The 18,667-nt window shown below is 68.0% G+C and carries 14 protein-coding genes; 7 read left to right on the top strand and 7 right to left on the bottom strand.

Translation table 11 applies throughout. The features are described 5' to 3' along the window. Positions 1 to 15 precede the first annotated feature (15 nt). Complete coding sequence (locus tag VLI63_RS09880) at positions 16 to 1,425, bottom strand: maltokinase N-terminal cap-like domain-containing protein (protein ID WP_409156701.1); 1,410 nt, start codon at positions 1,423 to 1,425, stop codon at positions 16 to 18. Between the two features lie 351 nt (positions 1,426 to 1,776). On the opposite strand from VLI63_RS09880, the gene VLI63_RS09875 reads away from it, so the two are divergent. Continuing rightward, positions 1,777 to 2,181, top strand: coding sequence for a hypothetical protein (locus VLI63_RS09875; protein WP_409156700.1), 405 nt, complete (start codon positions 1,777 to 1,779; stop codon positions 2,179 to 2,181). A 45-nt stretch (positions 2,182 to 2,226) separates the two neighbouring features. On the opposite strand, the gene VLI63_RS09870 is transcribed toward VLI63_RS09875, so the two are convergent. The 4 genes from VLI63_RS09870 to VLI63_RS09855 form a co-directional block, all read right to left on the bottom strand. Next, positions 2,227 to 3,117, bottom strand: coding sequence for an aminodeoxychorismate lyase (locus VLI63_RS09870; RefSeq protein ID WP_409156699.1), 891 nt, complete (start codon positions 3,115 to 3,117; stop codon positions 2,227 to 2,229). Positions 3,118 to 3,133: 16 nt separating this feature from the next. Beyond that, entirely contained in the window at positions 3,134 to 4,609 is a 1,476-nt protein-coding gene (locus tag VLI63_RS09865; protein ID WP_409156698.1) for an MFS transporter, read from the bottom strand. A 69-nt stretch (positions 4,610 to 4,678) separates the two neighbouring features. Then, positions 4,679 to 5,977 carry a DUF2510 domain-containing protein gene (locus tag VLI63_RS09860; RefSeq protein WP_409156697.1) on the bottom strand — a complete coding sequence of 433 codons (1,299 nt, stop codon included), beginning with the start codon at positions 5,975 to 5,977 and terminating at the stop codon, positions 4,679 to 4,681. A gap of 96 nt (positions 5,978 to 6,073) precedes the next feature. Continuing rightward, the gene (locus VLI63_RS09855; RefSeq protein WP_409156696.1) at positions 6,074 to 7,426 is read right to left on the bottom strand and encodes a DUF2510 domain-containing protein; all 1,353 of its coding nucleotides are present in this window, start codon (positions 7,424 to 7,426) and stop codon (positions 6,074 to 6,076) included. 431 nt (positions 7,427 to 7,857) lie between these two features. On the opposite strand from VLI63_RS09855, the gene VLI63_RS09850 reads away from it, so the two are divergent. Then, positions 7,858 to 9,324, top strand: coding sequence for an aspartate ammonia-lyase (locus VLI63_RS09850; RefSeq protein ID WP_409157231.1), 1,467 nt, complete (start codon positions 7,858 to 7,860; stop codon positions 9,322 to 9,324). Positions 9,325 to 9,383: 59 nt separating this feature from the next. Here VLI63_RS09850 and VLI63_RS09845 read toward each other — a convergent pair whose 3' ends face one another. Beyond that, positions 9,384 to 10,859 (bottom strand): AlkA N-terminal domain-containing protein, encoded by a 1,476-nt coding sequence (locus VLI63_RS09845; protein ID WP_409156695.1) that lies wholly within the window; start codon positions 10,857 to 10,859, stop codon positions 9,384 to 9,386. A gap of 92 nt (positions 10,860 to 10,951) precedes the next feature. Between VLI63_RS09845 and VLI63_RS09840 the strand changes: the two genes are divergently transcribed. The 5 genes from VLI63_RS09840 to VLI63_RS09820 all read left to right on the top strand — a co-directional run bounded on the left by VLI63_RS09840 (position 10,952) and on the right by VLI63_RS09820 (position 17,242). Beyond that, positions 10,952 to 11,875 (top strand): ribokinase, encoded by a 924-nt coding sequence (locus tag VLI63_RS09840; protein WP_409156694.1) that lies wholly within the window; start codon positions 10,952 to 10,954, stop codon positions 11,873 to 11,875. Beyond that, on the top strand, positions 11,872 to 13,233 hold the full coding sequence (locus VLI63_RS09835) for an FAD-binding oxidoreductase (protein WP_409156693.1): 1,362 nt from the start codon (positions 11,872 to 11,874) through the stop codon (positions 13,231 to 13,233). The genes VLI63_RS09840 and VLI63_RS09835 overlap by 4 nt, the downstream gene beginning before the upstream one ends. A gap of 77 nt (positions 13,234 to 13,310) precedes the next feature. Beyond that, entirely contained in the window at positions 13,311 to 13,703 is a 393-nt protein-coding gene (locus VLI63_RS09830) for a hypothetical protein (RefSeq protein ID WP_409156692.1), read from the top strand. Then, positions 13,696 to 14,895: a PrsW family intramembrane metalloprotease gene (locus tag VLI63_RS09825; RefSeq protein WP_409156691.1), complete on the top strand. Its 1,200-nt coding sequence runs from the start codon at positions 13,696 to 13,698 to the stop codon at positions 14,893 to 14,895. Before VLI63_RS09830 ends, VLI63_RS09825 begins: the two co-directional genes overlap by 8 nt. A gap of 82 nt (positions 14,896 to 14,977) precedes the next feature. Beyond that, positions 14,978 to 17,242: a HelD family protein gene (locus VLI63_RS09820; RefSeq protein WP_409156690.1), complete on the top strand. Its 2,265-nt coding sequence runs from the start codon at positions 14,978 to 14,980 to the stop codon at positions 17,240 to 17,242. A gap of 78 nt (positions 17,243 to 17,320) precedes the next feature. Here the strand turns inward: VLI63_RS09820 and VLI63_RS09815 are convergent, their stop codons facing one another. Further along, positions 17,321 to 18,649, bottom strand: a complete 1,329-nt coding sequence (locus VLI63_RS09815; protein ID WP_409156689.1) for an MFS transporter — start codon at positions 18,647 to 18,649, stop codon at positions 17,321 to 17,323. Positions 18,650 to 18,667 lie beyond the last annotated feature (18 nt).

Below are 18,667 nucleotides of genomic sequence, written 5' to 3'. Positions count from 1 at the left end.
GCGACGGCCGAACCGTCAGGGCGTTGCCGAGCGTTCGATGAGGCGTGTGATCGCGAGGGTGGGGATGGCGAGCCAGCCCGGGCGGTTTCTGGCTTCGTAGACGGCTTCGTAGAGCGCCTTGTCAATCTCGAAGGCGTCGAGTACGGCCCGGTGTTCGCGCAGGTCCCTGCCGGACCGTTCGATGTAGCCGTCGACGAAGGCCCGTCGGCAGGCGGATGCCCAGGCCGCCGCGGATTCGCCCGGATGGGAGAGGGCGAAGGATCCGGCGACGTAGTCGAAGGATCGCAGCATGCCCGCGACGTCCCTCAGCGGGATGTCCGGGAGCGAACGCTCGCTCATCGGGCGCATCGGTTCACCCTCGAAGTCCAGCACGACCCAGCCGCGACCGGGGACCGCGAGCACCTGACCGAGGTGGAAGTCGCCGTGGATGCGCTGAAGGGCCGGCCAGGGGCTGGCTGCGGCCTCGTGATACACCTGCTCGAGGGCCGGGCGGTATTCCGACAGACCGGGCACCTCCGCGGCCGCGAGCTCGAAGCGATAGCGCATGCTCGCGACCGTCGTGGCGATGTCCGAGGGGGTAGTGGCCCGGGAGGGCAGCGCCGAATGCAGGGTCTCGTGCATCTCCGCCGTCGTCACGCCGAGGGCGCGGGCACGCTCGGTGAAGTCTTCGCCGACCTCGGCCGCGCGCACGGCCACTCTCCAGGCGTCTTCGACCCCTGGCAGGAATTCCTGCGCGAACGCGAGGTGGCCGGTAGCGATCCCCTCTGCCATCCCGCTGTCGGTCCAGAGGCCGGTGACATGCCCGATAGACCGTGGAGCGACGGTGCTCCCCGCGGCGCCGAGCGCTTCGGTGAGCGTCACATCCGGATTCTCGCCGTGATGGATGGCTCGAAAGAGTTTGCAGATGATCGGGGTGGACGACGTGCCGTCAGGGCTCGCCACCTGGAAGATGATGGAGGTGTTCGACTGCTCACCGCCCAACACGCGGGAAGAGACGAACTGCACCGGGGCGGAGTCGGGCGTGTGCTGCCCACGGGCGACGAGCGGGCCGCCGCTGTTGGCGGCCGCCGGGCCATCGGTCTCGTGAGCCTCACCGTCATCGAGGATCATGCGCAGCAGTGCCTCTGCGAATGCCGGGTCGTGAGGGCCGTCGTAGATGTAGCGTCGACCGTTCTCCACATCGAAGGAGGCCACCAGCGCGTTCTCGGCACCCTCGAGCGGTTCGCTGCGCTCCGTGAGCGGCACCTGGTAGAGCAGGGGATGCTCGGCGTGATCGAGCACGAGGTAGACGCGGATCACCGCTGCACCGTTCGGGGCGGCGAGCCCGAATCCGCCGATGACCTGCAGCTGTGGTGCGCGCGACTTGCCGGCGTACCAGCGCTGCCTCGTCATCCAGGATTCGAGATAGTCGGGAACGCCGGCCACGGGCACCTCCAGCGTTTGGGGGCGCTGAGCGCCGACGATAGGACTCTCCTTACCCTACGCAGCGCAGAGCGGATCGGGCACCCCTTGACACGCGATGGCACCGTAGTGCCCCCTGTTCGGGTGAACCCCGCTCTGGGGGGAGACACGCGTCTCATCAGCCAATATTGTTCTAGATAGCACCACCGGGGGACACCTGGGTGGCGGCGACTTCGCGAGAGTCGCAAGGCGGGATACGGGGGTATGCCCGATCTTCGGCCCTCGCAGATACGAAGTCGTCGCCCCCATGGACCCGTCCCGGGGAGCAGGCTGAAGACCCGCCGTTCGCCCAACTCGCTGCCTCATAATGAGCACATGATCTCCGTATCCCTCGCTCATGATCTCCGCTCCGCCGGGGTGCGCTGGCGCCCCGTCTCCGGGGACTCCTTCGTGATCACCCGTGAAGGCTTCGAGAGTGATGTCTTCGTCGTGAGCGATATGACCATCGAGTCCCACGAGTTCGAGACCGGCACGATTCTCGGCTTCAACGGCACCACCGAGTGGGCCCTGGACTCGGTCGCCATCGAGGATGCCCTGTGGCTGCCGCGCGAAGACCAGTTGCGCGAGCTGCTCGGCGGCACCTTCGACTCGCTGGCGCGCTCAGCCTCGGGGTACACCGTTGCCGTCGTCGTCACCGGGGAACGCACCGAATGGGAAGCCGCCGAGCCGGCCGACGCCTATGCCGCTGCACTCCTGCGGCTGGTGCGCGCCGCGGTCTGAGACGGGAATCCCGGGCGAGAGTCGGCGGAGCGGATCGCGGGAGGTCTACTCGCGCACCGCGAGCAGGAAGGCGTTCATCCCCGCGGTCAACTCCCGGTCGACGGGAAGGTCGAGCCCGTCGAGGCGATTCACCGGTGCGGCCAGCCGAACGCTCGAGGCCAGCCACACGGCATCCGCCGTTCTGAGGTCGGCGGGTGAGGGCTGTGCGAGACCCGTCTGCAGCCCCTGATTCGCGGCGTACCGGAAGATGTTCGACTGGGTCGTGCCGTCGAGGATGCCGAGCCTCGGCCCCGGGGTGAGGATGCGGTTGCCCAGCCGGTAGACCACGGTCGACGTCGGCCCCTCGAGCACGTAGCCGTCGCTCGAAACGAAGATGACGTCGTCGGCGTCGCGCCGGGCGGCCTCCCGCATCACCGCGCGGTTCACGGCGTAGCTGAGCGTCTTCGCCCCGGCCAGAAGCCACGGGGAGGTGTTCTCCACGTCGTGCCGGTATCCGCGATCGAGCGTGACCACGGAGATCCCGTCGCCTCGCGCGGCGGTGTGGTCTGGAGAGGCGCTCGCGAACGCCCAGCCGGTGGGGCGGTCGTCGCCCTCGATCCCTCTGCTCAGCACGATCTTCACGGAAGCTTCTTCGACCGGGTCGATCGCGGCGATCGCGGCGGTGATCGCGTCACGCCAGGCCGCGACATCCGGTGCCGGCAGCTCGAGCAGTCGCGCCGATTCCCCGAACCGCCGGAGGTGGTGTGCGAGCGCCTGCGGTGCGCCCTGGCCGACGCCGATCGTCTCGAAAATGCCATCGCCACGGGTCGCGGCGAGGTCCAGCGCACTGAGCACCGGATCGAGCGGGTCGAACTCCGTGAGATCCGGTGCGCCGACACGGTGCGGAGGGGCCGACGCCGACGGCCGGTTGAGCAGGATCAGGGCAGAGGAGGGCACTGTGCCATTCTGCCGCTCAGCGCTCGGGGAGGGTGATAGGCATGCTGGCGGTGTTGCCGTATTCGCGGCCGCGGCGGGGAATGAAGAATGCCACGATCGCACCGACGAGGGCCACGCTGCTTCCGATCGTGAAGATGATGCGGAAGGCCTCGCTCGTCGGGATCGCCGTACCGCCGGAGATGACCAGGTGCGAGGAGATGATGAGGCCGACCACGGTGGCGGCGATCGTCGATCCGAGGGTGCGCATCACCGAATTGAGACCGTTGGCCGCTGCCGTCTCGGTGGGGGGCACGACCCGCATGATGAGCGTGGGCATCGCCGAATAGGCGAAGCCGACGCCGAAGCCGACGATCGTGGACACGAGGATGACGTGCCAGATCTCGCTGTGCAGCCAGATGGCGACGGCGAAGGCCACGGTGATGATCAGGCCGCCGAGGATGAGACTGGTGCGAGGACCGCGGGCGGTGGACAGCCGGGCGGCAACGGGGGACATCGCGAACATCACCAGTCCGAGAGGCATCAGGCAGAGGCTCGACACGATGAGCGTCTGGCCGAGCCCGACCCCGGTGCTGGTCGGAGCTTCGAGCAGCACGGGCAGCGCCGCGGTCGTGATGAAGAAGGCGAAGCCCACCGAGATCGAGGCGAGGTTGGTGAGCAACACCGGCCGTCGGGCCGCCACCCGCAGGTCCACGAGTGCATCTGTGGTGCGCAGTTCGACCACTCCCCACACCAGCAGCACGACGACACCTCCGATCAGCAGGCCGAGCGTCGTCGGGCTGGTCCATCCCCATTCGCCGCCCTTGGAGATGGCGAGCAGGATACCGACGAGACCGATGCCGAATCCGACCGCGCCGAGGAAGTCGAACCGCCCGCCCGCCCGCAGCGTCGATACCGGCACGATGGAGCCGACAAGCACGATCGCGACGATCGCGAGGGCGGTGGCCAGCCAGAACAGGTAGTGGTAGTCGAAGTTCTGGGCGATCAGGGCGGCTACCGGAAGTCCGACGGCGCCGCCGACGCCGAGCGTCGCGCTGACCAGGGCGACGGCGCCGCCGAGGTTGCGGGGGTGGATGACGTCCCGCAGGATGCTGATCCCCAGGGCGATCACCCCCAGCCCGACGCCTTGGAACTCCCGCCCGACGATCATCGGAATCAGCGTGTTGGAGAGCGCGGAGATGATGGATCCGCCGGCCATGAGCATCAGGAGCACCATGACGACGCGGCGCTTCCCGTACATGTCGCCGAGGCGTCCGCTGATCGGCGTGGAGATCGCGGCGGCGAGGAGCGTGGAGGTCAGGACCCACGTGGCATCCGCCGTCGTCGTGTCGAGGAAGTCTGGCAGGCGCGGGATGATCGGCGTGACGAGAGTCTGCATGAACGCCGCGATGAGGCCGGTGAGAGCCAGAGTGGTGGTGATCGCCCGGTCGCTCGGCCGCTTGGTCAGGCGTGCACGCTCGGCGGTCGTGAGGGAACGGTCCGGGGAAGGGGGCATCGTTTCACCCTAATCCTCACCGGGCTATCCTCCCGCCTCGATGAGCGAGGAAGGCGGACCCGAAGAGAGTCAGCGCGAGAGCGTGTAGATGCCCCAGTCCTCCACGTGCCAGTCGATCCACCCGTTGGTGCGCTGCAACGAGACCGCGATCGTGAATGGATCGTTCTTCGCATTCGTCGCAGAACAGGTGAAGCTCTGGCCGATGATGACCGGCAGGTTCTTCGCGCAGTCCACGACGATGTCCGCACCGATGATGGATGCGTCGGAGGCGATGGATTGTTCGGCTTGGGTGGCGAAGACGTTGGGCAGTGCGGAGATGATGAGGCCGGGCACGACGAGGACGGATCCGATTTGGAGGATGCCGAGGGCGGCCCAGACGAGGACGGGGGCGAATCCGAGGGGGCCGACTTTGGAGAGGCTCATGGAGCGGGCGAGGAGGTAGACGGGGGCGGTGAGCAGGGCCCAGGCCCAGCTGGCGCGGTGTTCGTATCCGGCGCGTCCGAGGGCGGCGCGGTCGGCGATGGCGAGGATGACGACGGCGAGGTAGGAGATGCCCCAGATTGCGGGGGTGACCCACATGTTGAGGCTGGAGCCGAAGCCGAGGAGGAGCAGGAGGCTGAAGACGAGGAGGAGCAGGGGGACGAGGGCGATGATCCAGACCGGCGCGGTGTAGATCGGCAACCTCGACGCAGAACGGCGACCATCATCTCTGTAGCGCGCTTCCAGGCTTTCGGGCCCGTCGAATCCGGCGCGGTCTTCCGGTGCGCTCTCGGCGGTCACCGGCGTTCCGAAGACAGAGCCCTCGGTCGCGCCGAATGCGGTGCGGGGCACGAACACTTCCCGGGCGCCGGCGTCGGAGTGCGCCCAGTCATCCACCGGCTCATCATCGACCGGCTCATCGTCGACCAGATCCTGGATCGGAGCAACGGCGATCGGGGCGTCAGCTGCCGCGGGCTCGGGGCTGCTCTCTGCGGGGGCGAAGACGGCGGAATCCCCGGTGCCCACCGCAGCGGGTTCCTCGACGGTCGAGTCGGAAACCGGGGCATCGATCTCCCGCAGGGTCACGCTGGCGGGCGCCCGGCGATCCGCGCCATCCCGCACGTCGTCTTCGTCGGTGCCGAGTGCCGACTGTTGCTCGTCGCGCTCCCGCTGTTCGCGTTGCTGCCGGCGGGTGGGGAGTTCCTCGTCGGCGTAGGCGAGACGGGTCGGAACCTGCATCACCAGCGGGGGGCGGGCCTCTGTGGTGAGTTCGGTCCAAGCGTGATTGTTCCACCAGCGAAGCTGGGGCAGACCCATGGGGTCCGGATACCAGCCGGCCGGCACTGTCACATCGTCCTCGAACATCTGCCCTCTCGCAGTCGGCTTCATGGCCAGATTAGTGGGAATTCGGTCTTCGGGGCATCCCGCAGTATTTTCTCGGTGCACGCGGGACCGACAACGTGTGCTCTATCCCCGCACACGAGCTCAGGTCGTCGGTGCTCCATGCAGGTATCCCCAGTCGCTGACGTGCCAATCGATCCATCCGTTGGTGCGTTGCAGCACCACGGTGAGGTCGTAGTGATCTTTGCCGCTGGTCGCCACGCAGTCGAAGGTCTGGCCCACGAGCACCGGAAGCGCAGGCGAGCATGTCACCGCGAGGTCGACTCCGATGATGGATGCGTCGGAGGCGATGGATTGTTCGGCTTGGGTGGCGAAGACGTTGGGCAGTGCGGAGATGATGAGGCCGGGCACGACGAGGACGGATCCGATTTGGAGGATGCCGAGGGCGGCCCAGACGAGGACGGGGGCGAATCCGAGGGGGCCGACTTTGGAGAGGCTCATGGAGCGGGCGAGGAGGTAGACGGGGGCGGTGAGCAGGGCCCAGGCCCAGCTGGCGCGGTGTTCGTATCCGGCGTGTCCGAGGGCGGCGCGGTCGGCGATGGCGAGGATGACGACGGCGAGGTAGGAGATGCCCCAGATTGCGGGGGTGACCCACATGTTGAGGCTGGAGCCGAAGCCGAGGAGGAGCAGGAGGCTGAAGACGAGGAGGAGCAGGGGGACGAGGGCGATGATCCAGACCGGCGCGGTGTAGATCGGCAACCTCGACGCGGACCGACGACCATCGAAGGAATCGGTGTACGCCTCCCGGTCTTCTTCCGGTCGCGAGTCGGGGGTTGCCCGCTCCCGCTGGGGGGTGGACTCCTCGCGGGCGGGTTCGGCCGAACGAGGCTGGAACAGCGCCTCGAAAGACTCGGAATGGGTGGGGGCGGAAGGCTTCGGCGTGAAGTCGAGAGGCTGGGCATCGATCGAGTCGTAATCGATCGAGTCGTAGTCGATGGTGTCGACGTTCTCTATCGGTCCCGTCGGACGCCCGGCAGCGGGTCTCGTGTCCGCAGAGGGGGTCGGAATCGAAGGAGAAGCGCGATCACCCGGGTCGGCAGCGTCGTCATCGTCCTCTGTGTGATCGAAGGCTGCCGTTCCGGAGCCGGAGCCGGCGTCGTCATCTAGATCGAGATCAGCCTCGGCGGATGCCGGGGGATCGATCTCCCGCAGCGTCACGGTGAGCGGAGAGTGGGCTGCCGCCGCATCCCTCGCATCGCCCTCGTCGGTGGCGAGGGTGGCGTATTCTTCGTCGCGTTCGCGCTGCTCGCGCTGCTGGCGGCGGGTCGGCAGTTCGTCATCCGCATAGGCGAGGCGAGTGGCGGTCTGCACCACCAGTGGCGGGCGGGCCTCTGTGGTGAGTTCGGTCCAGGCGTGATTGTTCCACCAGCGAAGCTGGGGCAGACCCATGGGGTCCGGATACCAGCCGGCCGGCACTGTCACGTCGTCCTCGAACATCTGCCCTCCTGAAGTCGGCTCTTTTACCTGGGAACTATGGATACCCAGTACGGGCGCTCCGGGGTAACGCTAAACATTCGGGTGTGCTAAACCTATCGCCCGGAACAGCATCTGACCGGGGGTTTCTGGCCGTCTGCTGGCCCCAGTTGGGGGCGCAGTCCAGGCCATTCGCGGGGTCCTGCCACAGACCATCCATCCCCTTCACGAATCGCTAAGCTCGTCTCGGCGGTATTGCCACAATCGAGCCGCCAGCGCGATATCCAGCGCGGTGCTGGACCGCGGACCGCATCGGACAACGGCGCGGTGAAAAGCCACGAGGCAATGGAGCCACAGTGAATGCAGGGAATGTGTTGAGCGACCAATTCGTCGAACAGGGTGCGGAGAAGACGAGGCGAGACGATTCCGTCGCCGATCTGCCGGCCATCCCGGGAATGGACGGACCGCCCGGCACACGCATTCGCACGCGGATCGAAAGCGACTCCCTCGGCAGCATGGAGATTCCCGCAGATGCCTATTGGGGCATCCACACCGCCCGGGCGCTCGAGAACTTCCCCATCACGCGTCGGCCCATTTCGGTCTACCGCGACCTGATCCGCGCCCTCGCCCAGGTGAAGCAGGCGGCGGCCCGTGCCAATAAGGAACTCGGCGTGCTGGATGCCGAGAAGGCCGATCTGATCGAGCGCGTCTGCGAGGAGATCGTCGGCGGGGCGCTCCACGACGAGTTCGCGGTGGGTGTGATCCAGGGCGGTGCAGGCACCTCAACGAACATGAACACCAACGAGGTGATCGCCAACCGCGGCCTCGAGATCCTCGGCTACGAGTTCGGCGACTACTCGCATTTCCACCCGATCGATGATGTGAACCGCAGCCAGTCGACCAACGACGTGTATCCGACCGCGATCAAACTCGCGATGGTCTTCGGGGTGCAGCGCCTGCTGGAGGAGCACCGCCTGCTCACGCATTCCTTCGCCCGCAAGGGAGTGGAGTTCGCGGACGTGCTCAAGGTGGGACGCACCCAGATGCAGGATGCCGTACCGATGACCCTCGGCCAGGAGTTCAGCGGCTTCGCCCACACCCTCGCCGAAGACTACGACCGTCTCGGCGAGATCATCCCGTGGCTCAACGAGATCAACATGGGTGCGACCGCCATCGGCACTGGGATCACCGCCGATCCGCGTTACGCGGAAGCGGTCTGCCGCCACCTGGTGGAGATCACCGGAATCCCGATGGAGACCGCGGCGGACCTGATCGAGGCGACCTCGGACGCCGGCATCTTCATGACGCTGAGCGGCACCCTCAAGCGCGCGGCCGTGAAGCTGTCGAAGATCTGCAACGACCTCCGACTGCTCTCGAGCGGACCGCAGGCCGGTCTCGGCGAGATCAACCTGCCGCCGCGGCAGGCCGGATCGTCGATCATGCCCGGCAAGGTCAACCCGGTGATTCCGGAGGTGGTGAACCAGGTCGCCTTCAGCGTGATCGGAGCGGATGCCACGGTCACCGCCGCCGCGGAAGGCGGTCAACTGCAGCTGAATGCGTTCGAACCGGTGATCGCCCACAGCATCCTGCAGTCCCTGGCCTGGATGACGAACGCCTGCTACACGCTGCGAGTGAACTGCGTCGATGGCATCAGCGCCAACATCTCTCGGCTTGCGGCGCAGGTGGAGTCTTCTGTTGGCGTGGTGACCGCACTCACTCCGTACATCGGCTACGCGGCATCCGCCTCCCTCGCCCACACCGCACTCACCACGAACGCTTCGATTGCGGACCTCGTGGTCTCGGCCGGGCTCATGTCGGCTGAGCAGGTGGCCCATGTGCTCTCGCCGGGGCGCCTCAGCGGCCTCGTGCCGATGACCGGCGTGATCACTGTGGTGCCTCACGTGGAGACCGACACCGAGTAGCGCCCGGTGGTCGAGTAACGCCCGCTGGGCGCGTATCGAGAACCGATCCTCGATCGCTGTCAGCGCCCCGCGGCACCCCAGAGGTGCATTCCCGCATAGCTCCGCCACGGTGCCCACCGCTGGCCGTGCACGGCCAGCGCGCGTGCCGTCGCGGGCAGGCGGAGGCGCGCGGCACTGGCGAGCATCACGAGATCGCTCGACAGCAGCACATCCGGGTTACCGAGCACGCGCATGGCGAGGTATCCGGCCGTCCACGGACCGATGCCCGGCAGTGCGGTGAGACGGGCGGTGAACTCGTCGACGGGCGTCCCGAGGTCGAGCTCGAGCGAGCCGTCCGCGATCGCCCGCGCGGCGCCGAGGATGCTCGCCACTCTCGTCGCGGGCCCTCGCAGGAATTCGGCACCGTGCTCCGCGATCTCGAGGGCGGTCGGAAACAGTCCGGGAGTCGCGGAGAGCTCCCGGGAGAGCCGTCCCAACACCGTGCGGGCAGCAGCGACGGAGATCTGTTGCCCGATCATCGTGCGGAACAGTGTCTCGTCGCTGTCGAGACTGCCGGGAAGTCGAAGCCCCGGACGCACCTGCACCAGCGGCGCGAAAGCGGGGTCTGCGGAGAGCGATTCGTCGATCGCGGCGGAATCGGCATCCAGGTCGAGCAGGCGTCGAACCCGGGCGACCAGGGTCGACAGGTCGGCGATGTTCTCGAGCCGCGCCGTGCACTGCACCGCGTCGGCGCCGTCGAGACGCAGCTCGAGGTGGGCGACGCCGCGCGGAAGTCGAACGGCACGAGCGAAGGAGTGCGCATCCACCGTCTCGATGCCGGCGATAGCGTGAGCATCGAAGAAGGCCAGGAGTCCCGCACCGTCGAACGGTGCTCGTGCGGGGAGGCGCAGCGAGATCTGGGTGGCTGTCTCGTCAGACGCCCGTGCTCGAGCCGAGGTCTGGGGCGCACCGAGCCGCAGCGCGGTCGGCGTGAGCTCATAGACGGCCTGCACGGTCTCATTGAACTGGCGGATGCTCGAGAAGCCGGCCGCGAAAGCCACGTCGGCGATCGGCAGGTCGGTGCTGACGAGGAGGGTGCGGGCGGTCTGGGCGCGATGAGCGCGCGCAAGGGCCAGCGGCCCAGCCCCGAGCTCGGTGACGAGCACGCGACCGAGATGGCGGGGGGTATACCCGAGCCGGTGGGCCAGTCCGGGCACGCCATGACGCTCCACGATGCCGTCGGCGATGAGGCGCATGGCTCGCGAGGCGACATCATCGCGGAGGTTCCACTCCGGGGAGCCGGGCACCGCGTCGGGAAGGCACCGTTTGCAGGCCCGCAGGCCCGCCTCGTGCGCGGCGGCGGCCGTGCGGTAGAAGCTGACGTTGGACGGTTTCGGCGTCATCGCCGGGCAGCTCGGTCGGCAGTAGATCCCGGTGGAGTGCACGCCCGTGATGAACTGCCCGTCGAAGCGGGAATCCCGAGACGACATGGCGCGATACCGTTCGGCGAAGCCCGGGTCGGAGCTGGTCACGCGGGCGGAGGTTTCGATGCTCACTCCCCAACCCTCCCATCGGCCACCGACCTCGGCTAGCGGAAATCGGACATCGCCCGAAACGTCTACGCTGGCCAGATGAGCGGCATGGCTTCATGAACGAATCGACGATCACCCGCAGTGCCGTCACGATCCTCGGCAGCGCGAATCTCGACATCGTGTTCGGTGTGGACCGCATTCCGTCCCCGGGGGAGACACTGCTCGCCGAATCGGCCGAGCGGTATCCGGGGGGCAAGGGACTCAACCAAGCGGTGGCCGCCGCGCGGTCCGGGGCATCCACGAGCTTCATCGGAGCGCTCGGCACTGATGACGCGGGCGAGTTGCTCGCCGCCACGATGGCGGACGCGGTGATCGACGGTGCCCGGGTGCGGCGGGAGACCGCGCCGACCGGGCAGGCCTTCATCGTCGTGGATCAGTCCGGGGAGAACACGATCATCGTGGCCTCAGGCGCGAACGCGAGTGTCACAGCGCTCGAGCCCCAAGACATCGAGCTGCTGTCGAGAACCCATGTGTTGCTCATGCAGCTGGAGCTGCCCTTCTCGGTCGTCACCGAAGCGGCGGCGGCCGCCCGCGAGCTCGGCTGCGTGGTGATGCTCAATGCCGCGCCCGCCCACAGCCTCTCGGAGGCGGTGTTCGGCTTCCTCGATGTGCTCATCGTCAACGAGCACGAGGCCTGTCTCGTCGGGGGCTCGGATGATCTCGCCGAGGCATCCGGCCGGCTCGCGGCCCGCGTGCCGCGGCTCATCGTGACCCTCGGTTCGGCGGGGTCAGCGCTCTACCAGCACGGCGCCGAAGTCGCTCGTATCGCCGCCCCCCGGGTCACGGCGGTGGATGCGACCGGAGCGGGCGATACCTTCTGCGGCGCATTCGCCGCCGCGATCGCCGAGGGGCAGGGCTTCGAAGCGGCAGCACGCTTCGCCACGGCGGCCGCCGCGCTCTCGGTGCAGACGATCGGCGCGGTGCCCTCGGTGCCGATGAGGGCGCGGATTGACGAAGCGTTGATCGCGAGTGCACCATGACCTTCCTCGACGAACTCCGCGCGGGCCTCGGGGACGCGGTGTCGACGGATGCCGCGGTGCTGGGTTCCCTCACCGCCGACAAGTCCGGCCACGACTCCCGAAGCACGCCACTTGCGCTCGTCACGGCGCGGTCGATCGACGACGTGCAGTCCACGCTCCGTCTCGCCTCACGATTCGGCGTGGGGGTCGTGCCCCGGGGCGCGGGCACGGGTCTGGCCGGCGGGGCGATCGCGAGCGCCGGCGAGGTCGTGCTCTCGACGCTCTCGATGAACCGCATCCTCGAGGTCTCGGTCGCCGACGAACTGGCCGTGGTGCAGCCGGGCATCCTCAACGGTGATTTGAACGCCGCGCTCGCGGGCTACGGCCTCTGGTTCACCCCCGATCCAGCGAGCCGCGCCATCTCCACGGTCGGCGGAAACATCGCCACGAACGCGGGCGGCCTGCTCTGTGCCAAGTACGGCGTCACGCGCGAGTCCGTCCTCGCCCTGAAGGTGGTGCTCGCCGATGGACGGTTGCTGAGCCTCGGGCACCGCAGCGTCAAGGGCGTCACTGGCCTCGATCTCACCGCGCTGATGATCGGTTCGGAAGGAACCCTCGGGGTCATCGTCGAGGCGACCGTCCGGCTGCGGCCGCTGCCGACAGCACCGGTCGCGACGATTGGCGCATGGTTCGGGGATGTGGTCACCGCCGCCGCCGCGTGCGCCGCGATCACTGCCGCCGGCATCCGTCCCGCCGCCCTCGAGCTGATGGATGCTGCCGCCCTCCGTGCCATCGACGCCCACCTCGGCGTGTACCTGTCCGAGCGCGGCAACACCTTCCTGATCCTGCAGACGGATGGCGCGGGGAGCGCCGCCGAGGCGGCGGACGCCCTCGAGATCATCCGTCGCGGCGGAGGGGATGCCGAGCTCACGGCCGATCCTGCCGAGGGGGAGGAGCTGTTCGCGATCCGACGCGCATTCCATCCCGCTCTCGAAGCCCAGGGGACAGTGCTGATCGAGGATGTCGCGGTCCCGCGCAGCGCGCTGCCGCAGATCTTCGCCGAGATCGCCGCGATCGGTGACCGCTATGGCATCAGTATCCCGACAGTCGCCCATGCCGGTGACGGCAACCTCCATCCCAACTTCGTCTACACCCCGACGGCGGATGGCTCCGTGCCCGAGGTGATCTGGACGGCGGCCGGCGAGCTCTTCGGCGCCGCGCTGCGCCTCGGCGGCACCCTCACCGGCGAGCACGGGGTCGGCATCCTGAAGCGTGCCTGGCTGCGGGACGAACTCGGCGACGACCAGTTCGAGCTCCAACGCCAGGTGAAGGCCGTCTTCGATCCGATGGGGCTGCTGAATCCCGGCAAGGTCTACTAGGGAACTCGCGCCGGCGATCATGGCGCCGTGCGCCTTGGCTTCCCGCGCCGTCGGTCGCCGTCTTCTAGGCTGAGCGCATGCATTTCCTGCCACTCACCCGCGCCGACGACCTCGGTTGGCACGCCCTCCGCGATGAGATCGCTCCCTGGATCGGGGAGCGGGCCGTCACGCTCTTCTCTTACGCGATCTCCGATGAATACGGGTCTGCGGTGACGACGCGGTACTTCCGCGACATCCTCACGGCGGCGGGAGACGATCCGAATCACCCCCAGGTCACCGAGACGGAGCAGCTCATCATCGACTGGGGCCGGCTCATCGTGTCGAGCCCGCGGGACATCCCGGACGCGTTTTACGCCCGCCTCGAGGGCGCGTTCACGCCAGAGCGCCGTCTGGCGCTGCTCTCCTTCGCCGCCCGGGTCGTGGCCATCAACCTCGTGAACACTGTCGGGCGGGTTCCCGTCGATGACTAGCCCGTACCCCGGGCAGGCGCCCGCGGTCGCGCCGAGCACGGATCCGGTGTCGCAAACGGATCGGACGGGGGTCACCCGGCCGGTGCGTCGCAGCACCGGCACGATCCTGCTTGCGGCGCTCGGATTCGTCGTGCTCACAATCGTGATCCTGCTCGTGGCCTGGTATCTCCTGGTGGTGCTCGGCCCGACGGCGCTGCTCGTGGCGCTGGTGCTCGCGGCGATCCCGCTCGTGGGGGTCCTGTTCTTCATCCGCTGGATCGATCGGTGGGAACCGGAACCGCGGGGGGCGCTGCTATTCGCGCTGCTGTGGGGCGCCGGCGCATCCGTGCTGATCGCCCTCGCCTTCTCCGGCGTCACCCAGCACTACGAGGCACTCGCGGGCCTCACCGGATCCGGAGTCGCCACCTTCTTCGAGACCGTCGTGCAGGCTCCCGTCATCGAGGAATTCGCCAAGGGGCTGGGCATCCTGCTGATCCTGTGGGTGATGCGCCGCACCTTCGACGGGCCGGTGGATGGGGTCGTCTACGCGGCGACCATCGCCATCGGGTTCGCGTTCACCGAGAACCTGCAGTATTTCGGTCTCGCCATCAACCAGGACGGCGGACTGGGCACCGATGTCGCCCAGACCTTCCTGCTTCGCGCCATCCTCTCGCCGTTCGCACACGTGATGTTCACCGCGTGCACGGGGGTGCTGCTCGGTCTGGCCGCCCGGCGCACCGGTCGCCTCGGAGCGATCGGATACTTCCTGCTCGGACTCGTGCCGGCGGTGCTGCTTCACGCGTTCTGGAACAGCGCGAGCTATTGGGCCACCGACTGGTTCCGCTACTACTTCGTCGTGCAGGTGCCACTGTTCGTGCTGGCGATCGCCGGTGTCACCCGACTGCGTCGTCACGAACAGCGTCTCACTCACGTGCGGCTCGCCGAGTACGCGGCAGTCGGATGGTTCACCGAGTCCGAAGTCAACTTGCTGACAACCGGTGCCGGGCGGCAGCGCGCGATCAACTGGGCGAACCGCCATGGGCTCGGTCACCCGTACCGCCGTTTCGTGCGGGATGCCACCCAGCTGGCCTTCGCGCGGGAGCGGCTGGTCAACGGTCGCCAGGGAATCGGAGCGAGCCTCGACGAGGCTTCGCTCCTCGCAGCCATCGTGGAAGACCGTCGTGCACTTGGCGCGCTGCCGCCGCTGCACTAGCACCGCCCCGGTAAGTTCCCTGCGCGCGGACGCGTAAACTTGACTGCCGCATTTCAGCGCGGCGTTCGAGGGGAATTTTCCAGTGGTCGACCGTGAACTCCAGCATGAGCAGCAGTACGTAGCAAGCCTGTACGCGCGTCTCGACGCGCTCCAGCGGGAAGCGGAGCAGCAGCTCGATGCGGTGCGCCTTCTCGACGTCGGCGGCAATCACCAGGGTCGCTCAGAGCGTGACACTTTCGCGCGCATCTACGAAGACCGCATCCTGCAGCTCCGTGAGGTCGACGAGCGCCTGGCCTTCGGGCGCCTCGAGTTCGAACCCGAGGCTGCCGGGGGAGCGGACGACGGCACGGATGGCTCGGTGTTCCGCTACATCGGCCGCATCGGCCTGCGTGACGAAGACCTCCAACCCCTCCTGCTCGACTGGCGGGTGCCGCAGGCGAGTGCGTTCTACCAGGCCACCGCCGCGACGCCGCTCGGTGCTCGAGCTCGCCGGCACCTGCTCTCCAAGGGACGGAACATCATCCGGATCGAAGACGAAATCTTCGACTCCGAGCTGCTCGAGAGCGCGAACTCGGAGCTGCAGGGCGAGGGTGCCCTCCTCGCGGCGCTCACCGCGCAGCGCACCGGACGCATGTCTGACATCGTCGCCACGATCCAGGGCGAACAGGACCGCATCATCCGCTCCGAGCTCAAGGGAGTGCTCGTGGTGCAGGGCGGACCGGGCACAGGAAAGACCGCGGTGGCCCTTCATCGCGCGGCCTACCTGCTCTATTCGCACCGTGATCGGCTGCGAAATTCCGGAGTGCTCATCGTCGGGCCATCCCGTTCGTTCCTGCAGTACATCGAGGCGGTGCTTCCCTCCCTCGGCGAAACCGGGGTGGTGCTCGCGAGTGTCGGCCAGCTCTACCCCGATGTCGAGGCGACGCGGGAGGATGCCCCCGCCACCGCCGCGATCAAGGGACGGGCGGCGATGGCCGGGGTGATCGCGCGCGCGGTGCGCTCACGACAGCGGGTGCCCTCCGCCCCGCAGGATCTCGATGTGAACGGCGATCGGGTGACCCTGGATCCCCGCCTCATCGCCAGCGCGATCGGACGGGCTCGCGAGAGCAACAAGTCCCACAACGAGGCGCGGGTGGTCTTCGTGAAGAACGCCCTCGGTGCGCTCTCCCGCCAGTGGCTCACCCAGCTGCAGGACGCCGGCAACTCCATGGATGACACCGACCTTCCGATGCTTCGTGAAGACCTGCGATCGGCCGAAGACGTGCGCGTCGCGCTGAACACCGCTTGGTTGCCGTTGACCCCGCAGAAACTCCTGCAGGACCTCTACGCCCGACCGCAGTGGCTCGCCGAGCTGACCCCGGGATGGAGCGAGTCCGAGCGGGCGCTGCTCCACCGCGATCGGGATGCCGAGTTCACGATCGCCGACATTCCGCTGCTCGACGAGGCAGCGGAGCACCTGGGCGAATACAGCGTGGCCGATGCCGCCCAGAAGCGCGAAGCCAAACAGCAGCGCAAGCGCGACATCGAGAACGCGGAACACGCGATCGAGAACATGCAGGTCGGTGGACTCGTCAACGCCAAGTCCCTCGCCGACAACTTCGCCGAGCTCGGTGATCGGGCGACCACGGCCGAGAGGGCTGCCGCAGATCGCAGCTGGACCTACGGTCACGTGGTTGTAGACGAAGCCCAGGAGCTGTCGCCGATGCAGTGGCGTTTGCTGCTGCGGAGGGGTCCCCAGCGCTCGTTCACCATCGTCGGCGACATCGCGCAGGCCGCTGCTGCCGCCGCGGCATCCAACTGGAAGGATGCCCTGGAGCCCCTCCTCGCGGATTCTCCGGAGTCCGATCGGTGGCGGCTCGAAGAGCTCACGGTCAACTACCGCACGCCGAGCCAGATCGCCGCTGCCGCGGAGTCGATGGCCATCGCCAACGGTCTGCACGTGACCGAGTCGCGCGCGGTCCGCTCGAGCGAATGGCCGATCACCGTCGTCGCGGATGCCGTGGAAGCGGTGCGGATCGATCGCGCCGCCGACGGGGCTGGCGGAACTCTCGCCGTGATCGTGCTCGAGCCGGGGATCCGTGAGCTGACGGATCGCCTGGTGGCCGAGTTCGGCGATGCGGTGGGACTCGGTTCGATCGGACTGGTCCGCGATATCGCCGTGATCACCCCGCAGGAGGCGAAGGGACTCGAATTCGACTCGGTCGTGGTCGTGGATCCGGCTGCGATCCTCGGGGCATCAGAGCGCGGGGCCGGAGCGCTCTACGTGGCAATGACCCGAGCGACCCAACGGCTCACGCTGGTCGCCGAGGGGGAGCTGCCCGCCGGCATCGTGCCGTCGCTCGGGTAGCGAGCGCCGTCCGTGCCGTCGCTCGAGTAGCGAGCGCCGGCGAGGGTATCGAGACCCTCCGGCACCCGCAGCCGGCGCTCAGGCAGACGGCGCCAGCGCGTCGTACCGCAGGAAGCCCTGCTGGAGCCGCGTGAGAAAGACGATGAGCACGATGATCGCGATCCCGCCCAGAAGCGGAGGGAGCCAGATCGCTCCGATGGCCGCGATGATACCGACGTAGATGTCGCCGACCCGTGGCCCTCCCGTGACGACGACGGTGAAGACGCCCTGCAGTCGTCCCCGCATGTTATCCGGCACCGCGACCTGCAGCATGGTCTGGCGGAAGATGCTGCTCACATTGTCGGCCGCCCCCGCCCCGGCGAGCATCACGCTCGCGATGGCGATGGCCGCCAGGTTCGCCCGGGTGGGCGAGACCGGTCCGAAGCCGCCGAGGGACATGGCGAGCAGCACCGCTCCGAATCCCGCGATGAAAGCGCCGTAGACGACGATCGAGGTGCGGATGGCACGACCGTGCCAGCGCGCCCCGCCGATGCGCCCGGAGAGGAGGCTGCAGAGCAGGGCGCCGACCGCGCCGGCGGCCGTGAGCACTCCCACCGTCACCGCTCCACCGCCGAGCACGAGCGCGCCGACCGCCGGGAACAGCACGCGGGGCTGCCCGAAGGTCATCGCGACGATGTCGACGATGAACGTCATCTGGATGTTCGGGGCCGACCGCAGAAAGTCGACCCCGTACTTCAGGGATTCCAGTCCCGGCCGCTGCACCGCCCCCTCGGGAGCGAGCTTCGGTAATGAGACGATTCCGGCGAACGCGCTGAGGAACAGCACGACGTCGGTGGTGTAGGTCCACCCGAACCCGACCGTCGCCACGAGCACTCCCGCGAGGGCCGGACCGAGGGTCACCATGACTCCGATACTCATTCCGGTGAGCGCGGATGCCGCGGGCATCAGTCGCGCGGGAAGCAGCCGCGGCAACACGGCAGACCGCACCGTGTTCATCACCGTTGCCGCGACGGCATTGAGGGTCGTGAGCAGGTAGAACGGCCAGACGATCTCCACACCGGTCCAGGCGATGAGGGCCAGGGCGATGGTCGATCCCCACGCGACGATCGCGGCGAGCAGCAGGATGAGCCGACGATCGAACGCGTCGGCGAGCATCCCGCCATAGAGCCCGGCGAAGATCATGGGAACCAGGGCGAATGCGCCGACCAGCGAGACCGCGAAGGTGGACTGTGTCAGCTGGTAGATATGCAGGCCAACGGCGACGATGGTCATCTGGCTGCCGATCCCCGAGATCGCGTTGCCGGCCCAGAGCTTTCGGAAGGCTGCGCTCTCCCGCAGCGGGGACAGGTCGATGAGGTGCGAGCGTCTCGTGACGTGCTCGGTGGGGGCCTCGGGATCAGTGCTCACTCACACCATTCTCACCCG

It is taken from the genome of Lacisediminihabitans sp. H27-G8, from assembly GCF_046156175.1.
Classification (GTDB): domain Bacteria; phylum Actinomycetota; class Actinomycetes; order Actinomycetales; family Microbacteriaceae; genus Lacisediminihabitans.
Note: the sequence above shows the minus strand (reverse complement) of the source record. Positions and strands in the feature narration are given on the sequence as shown.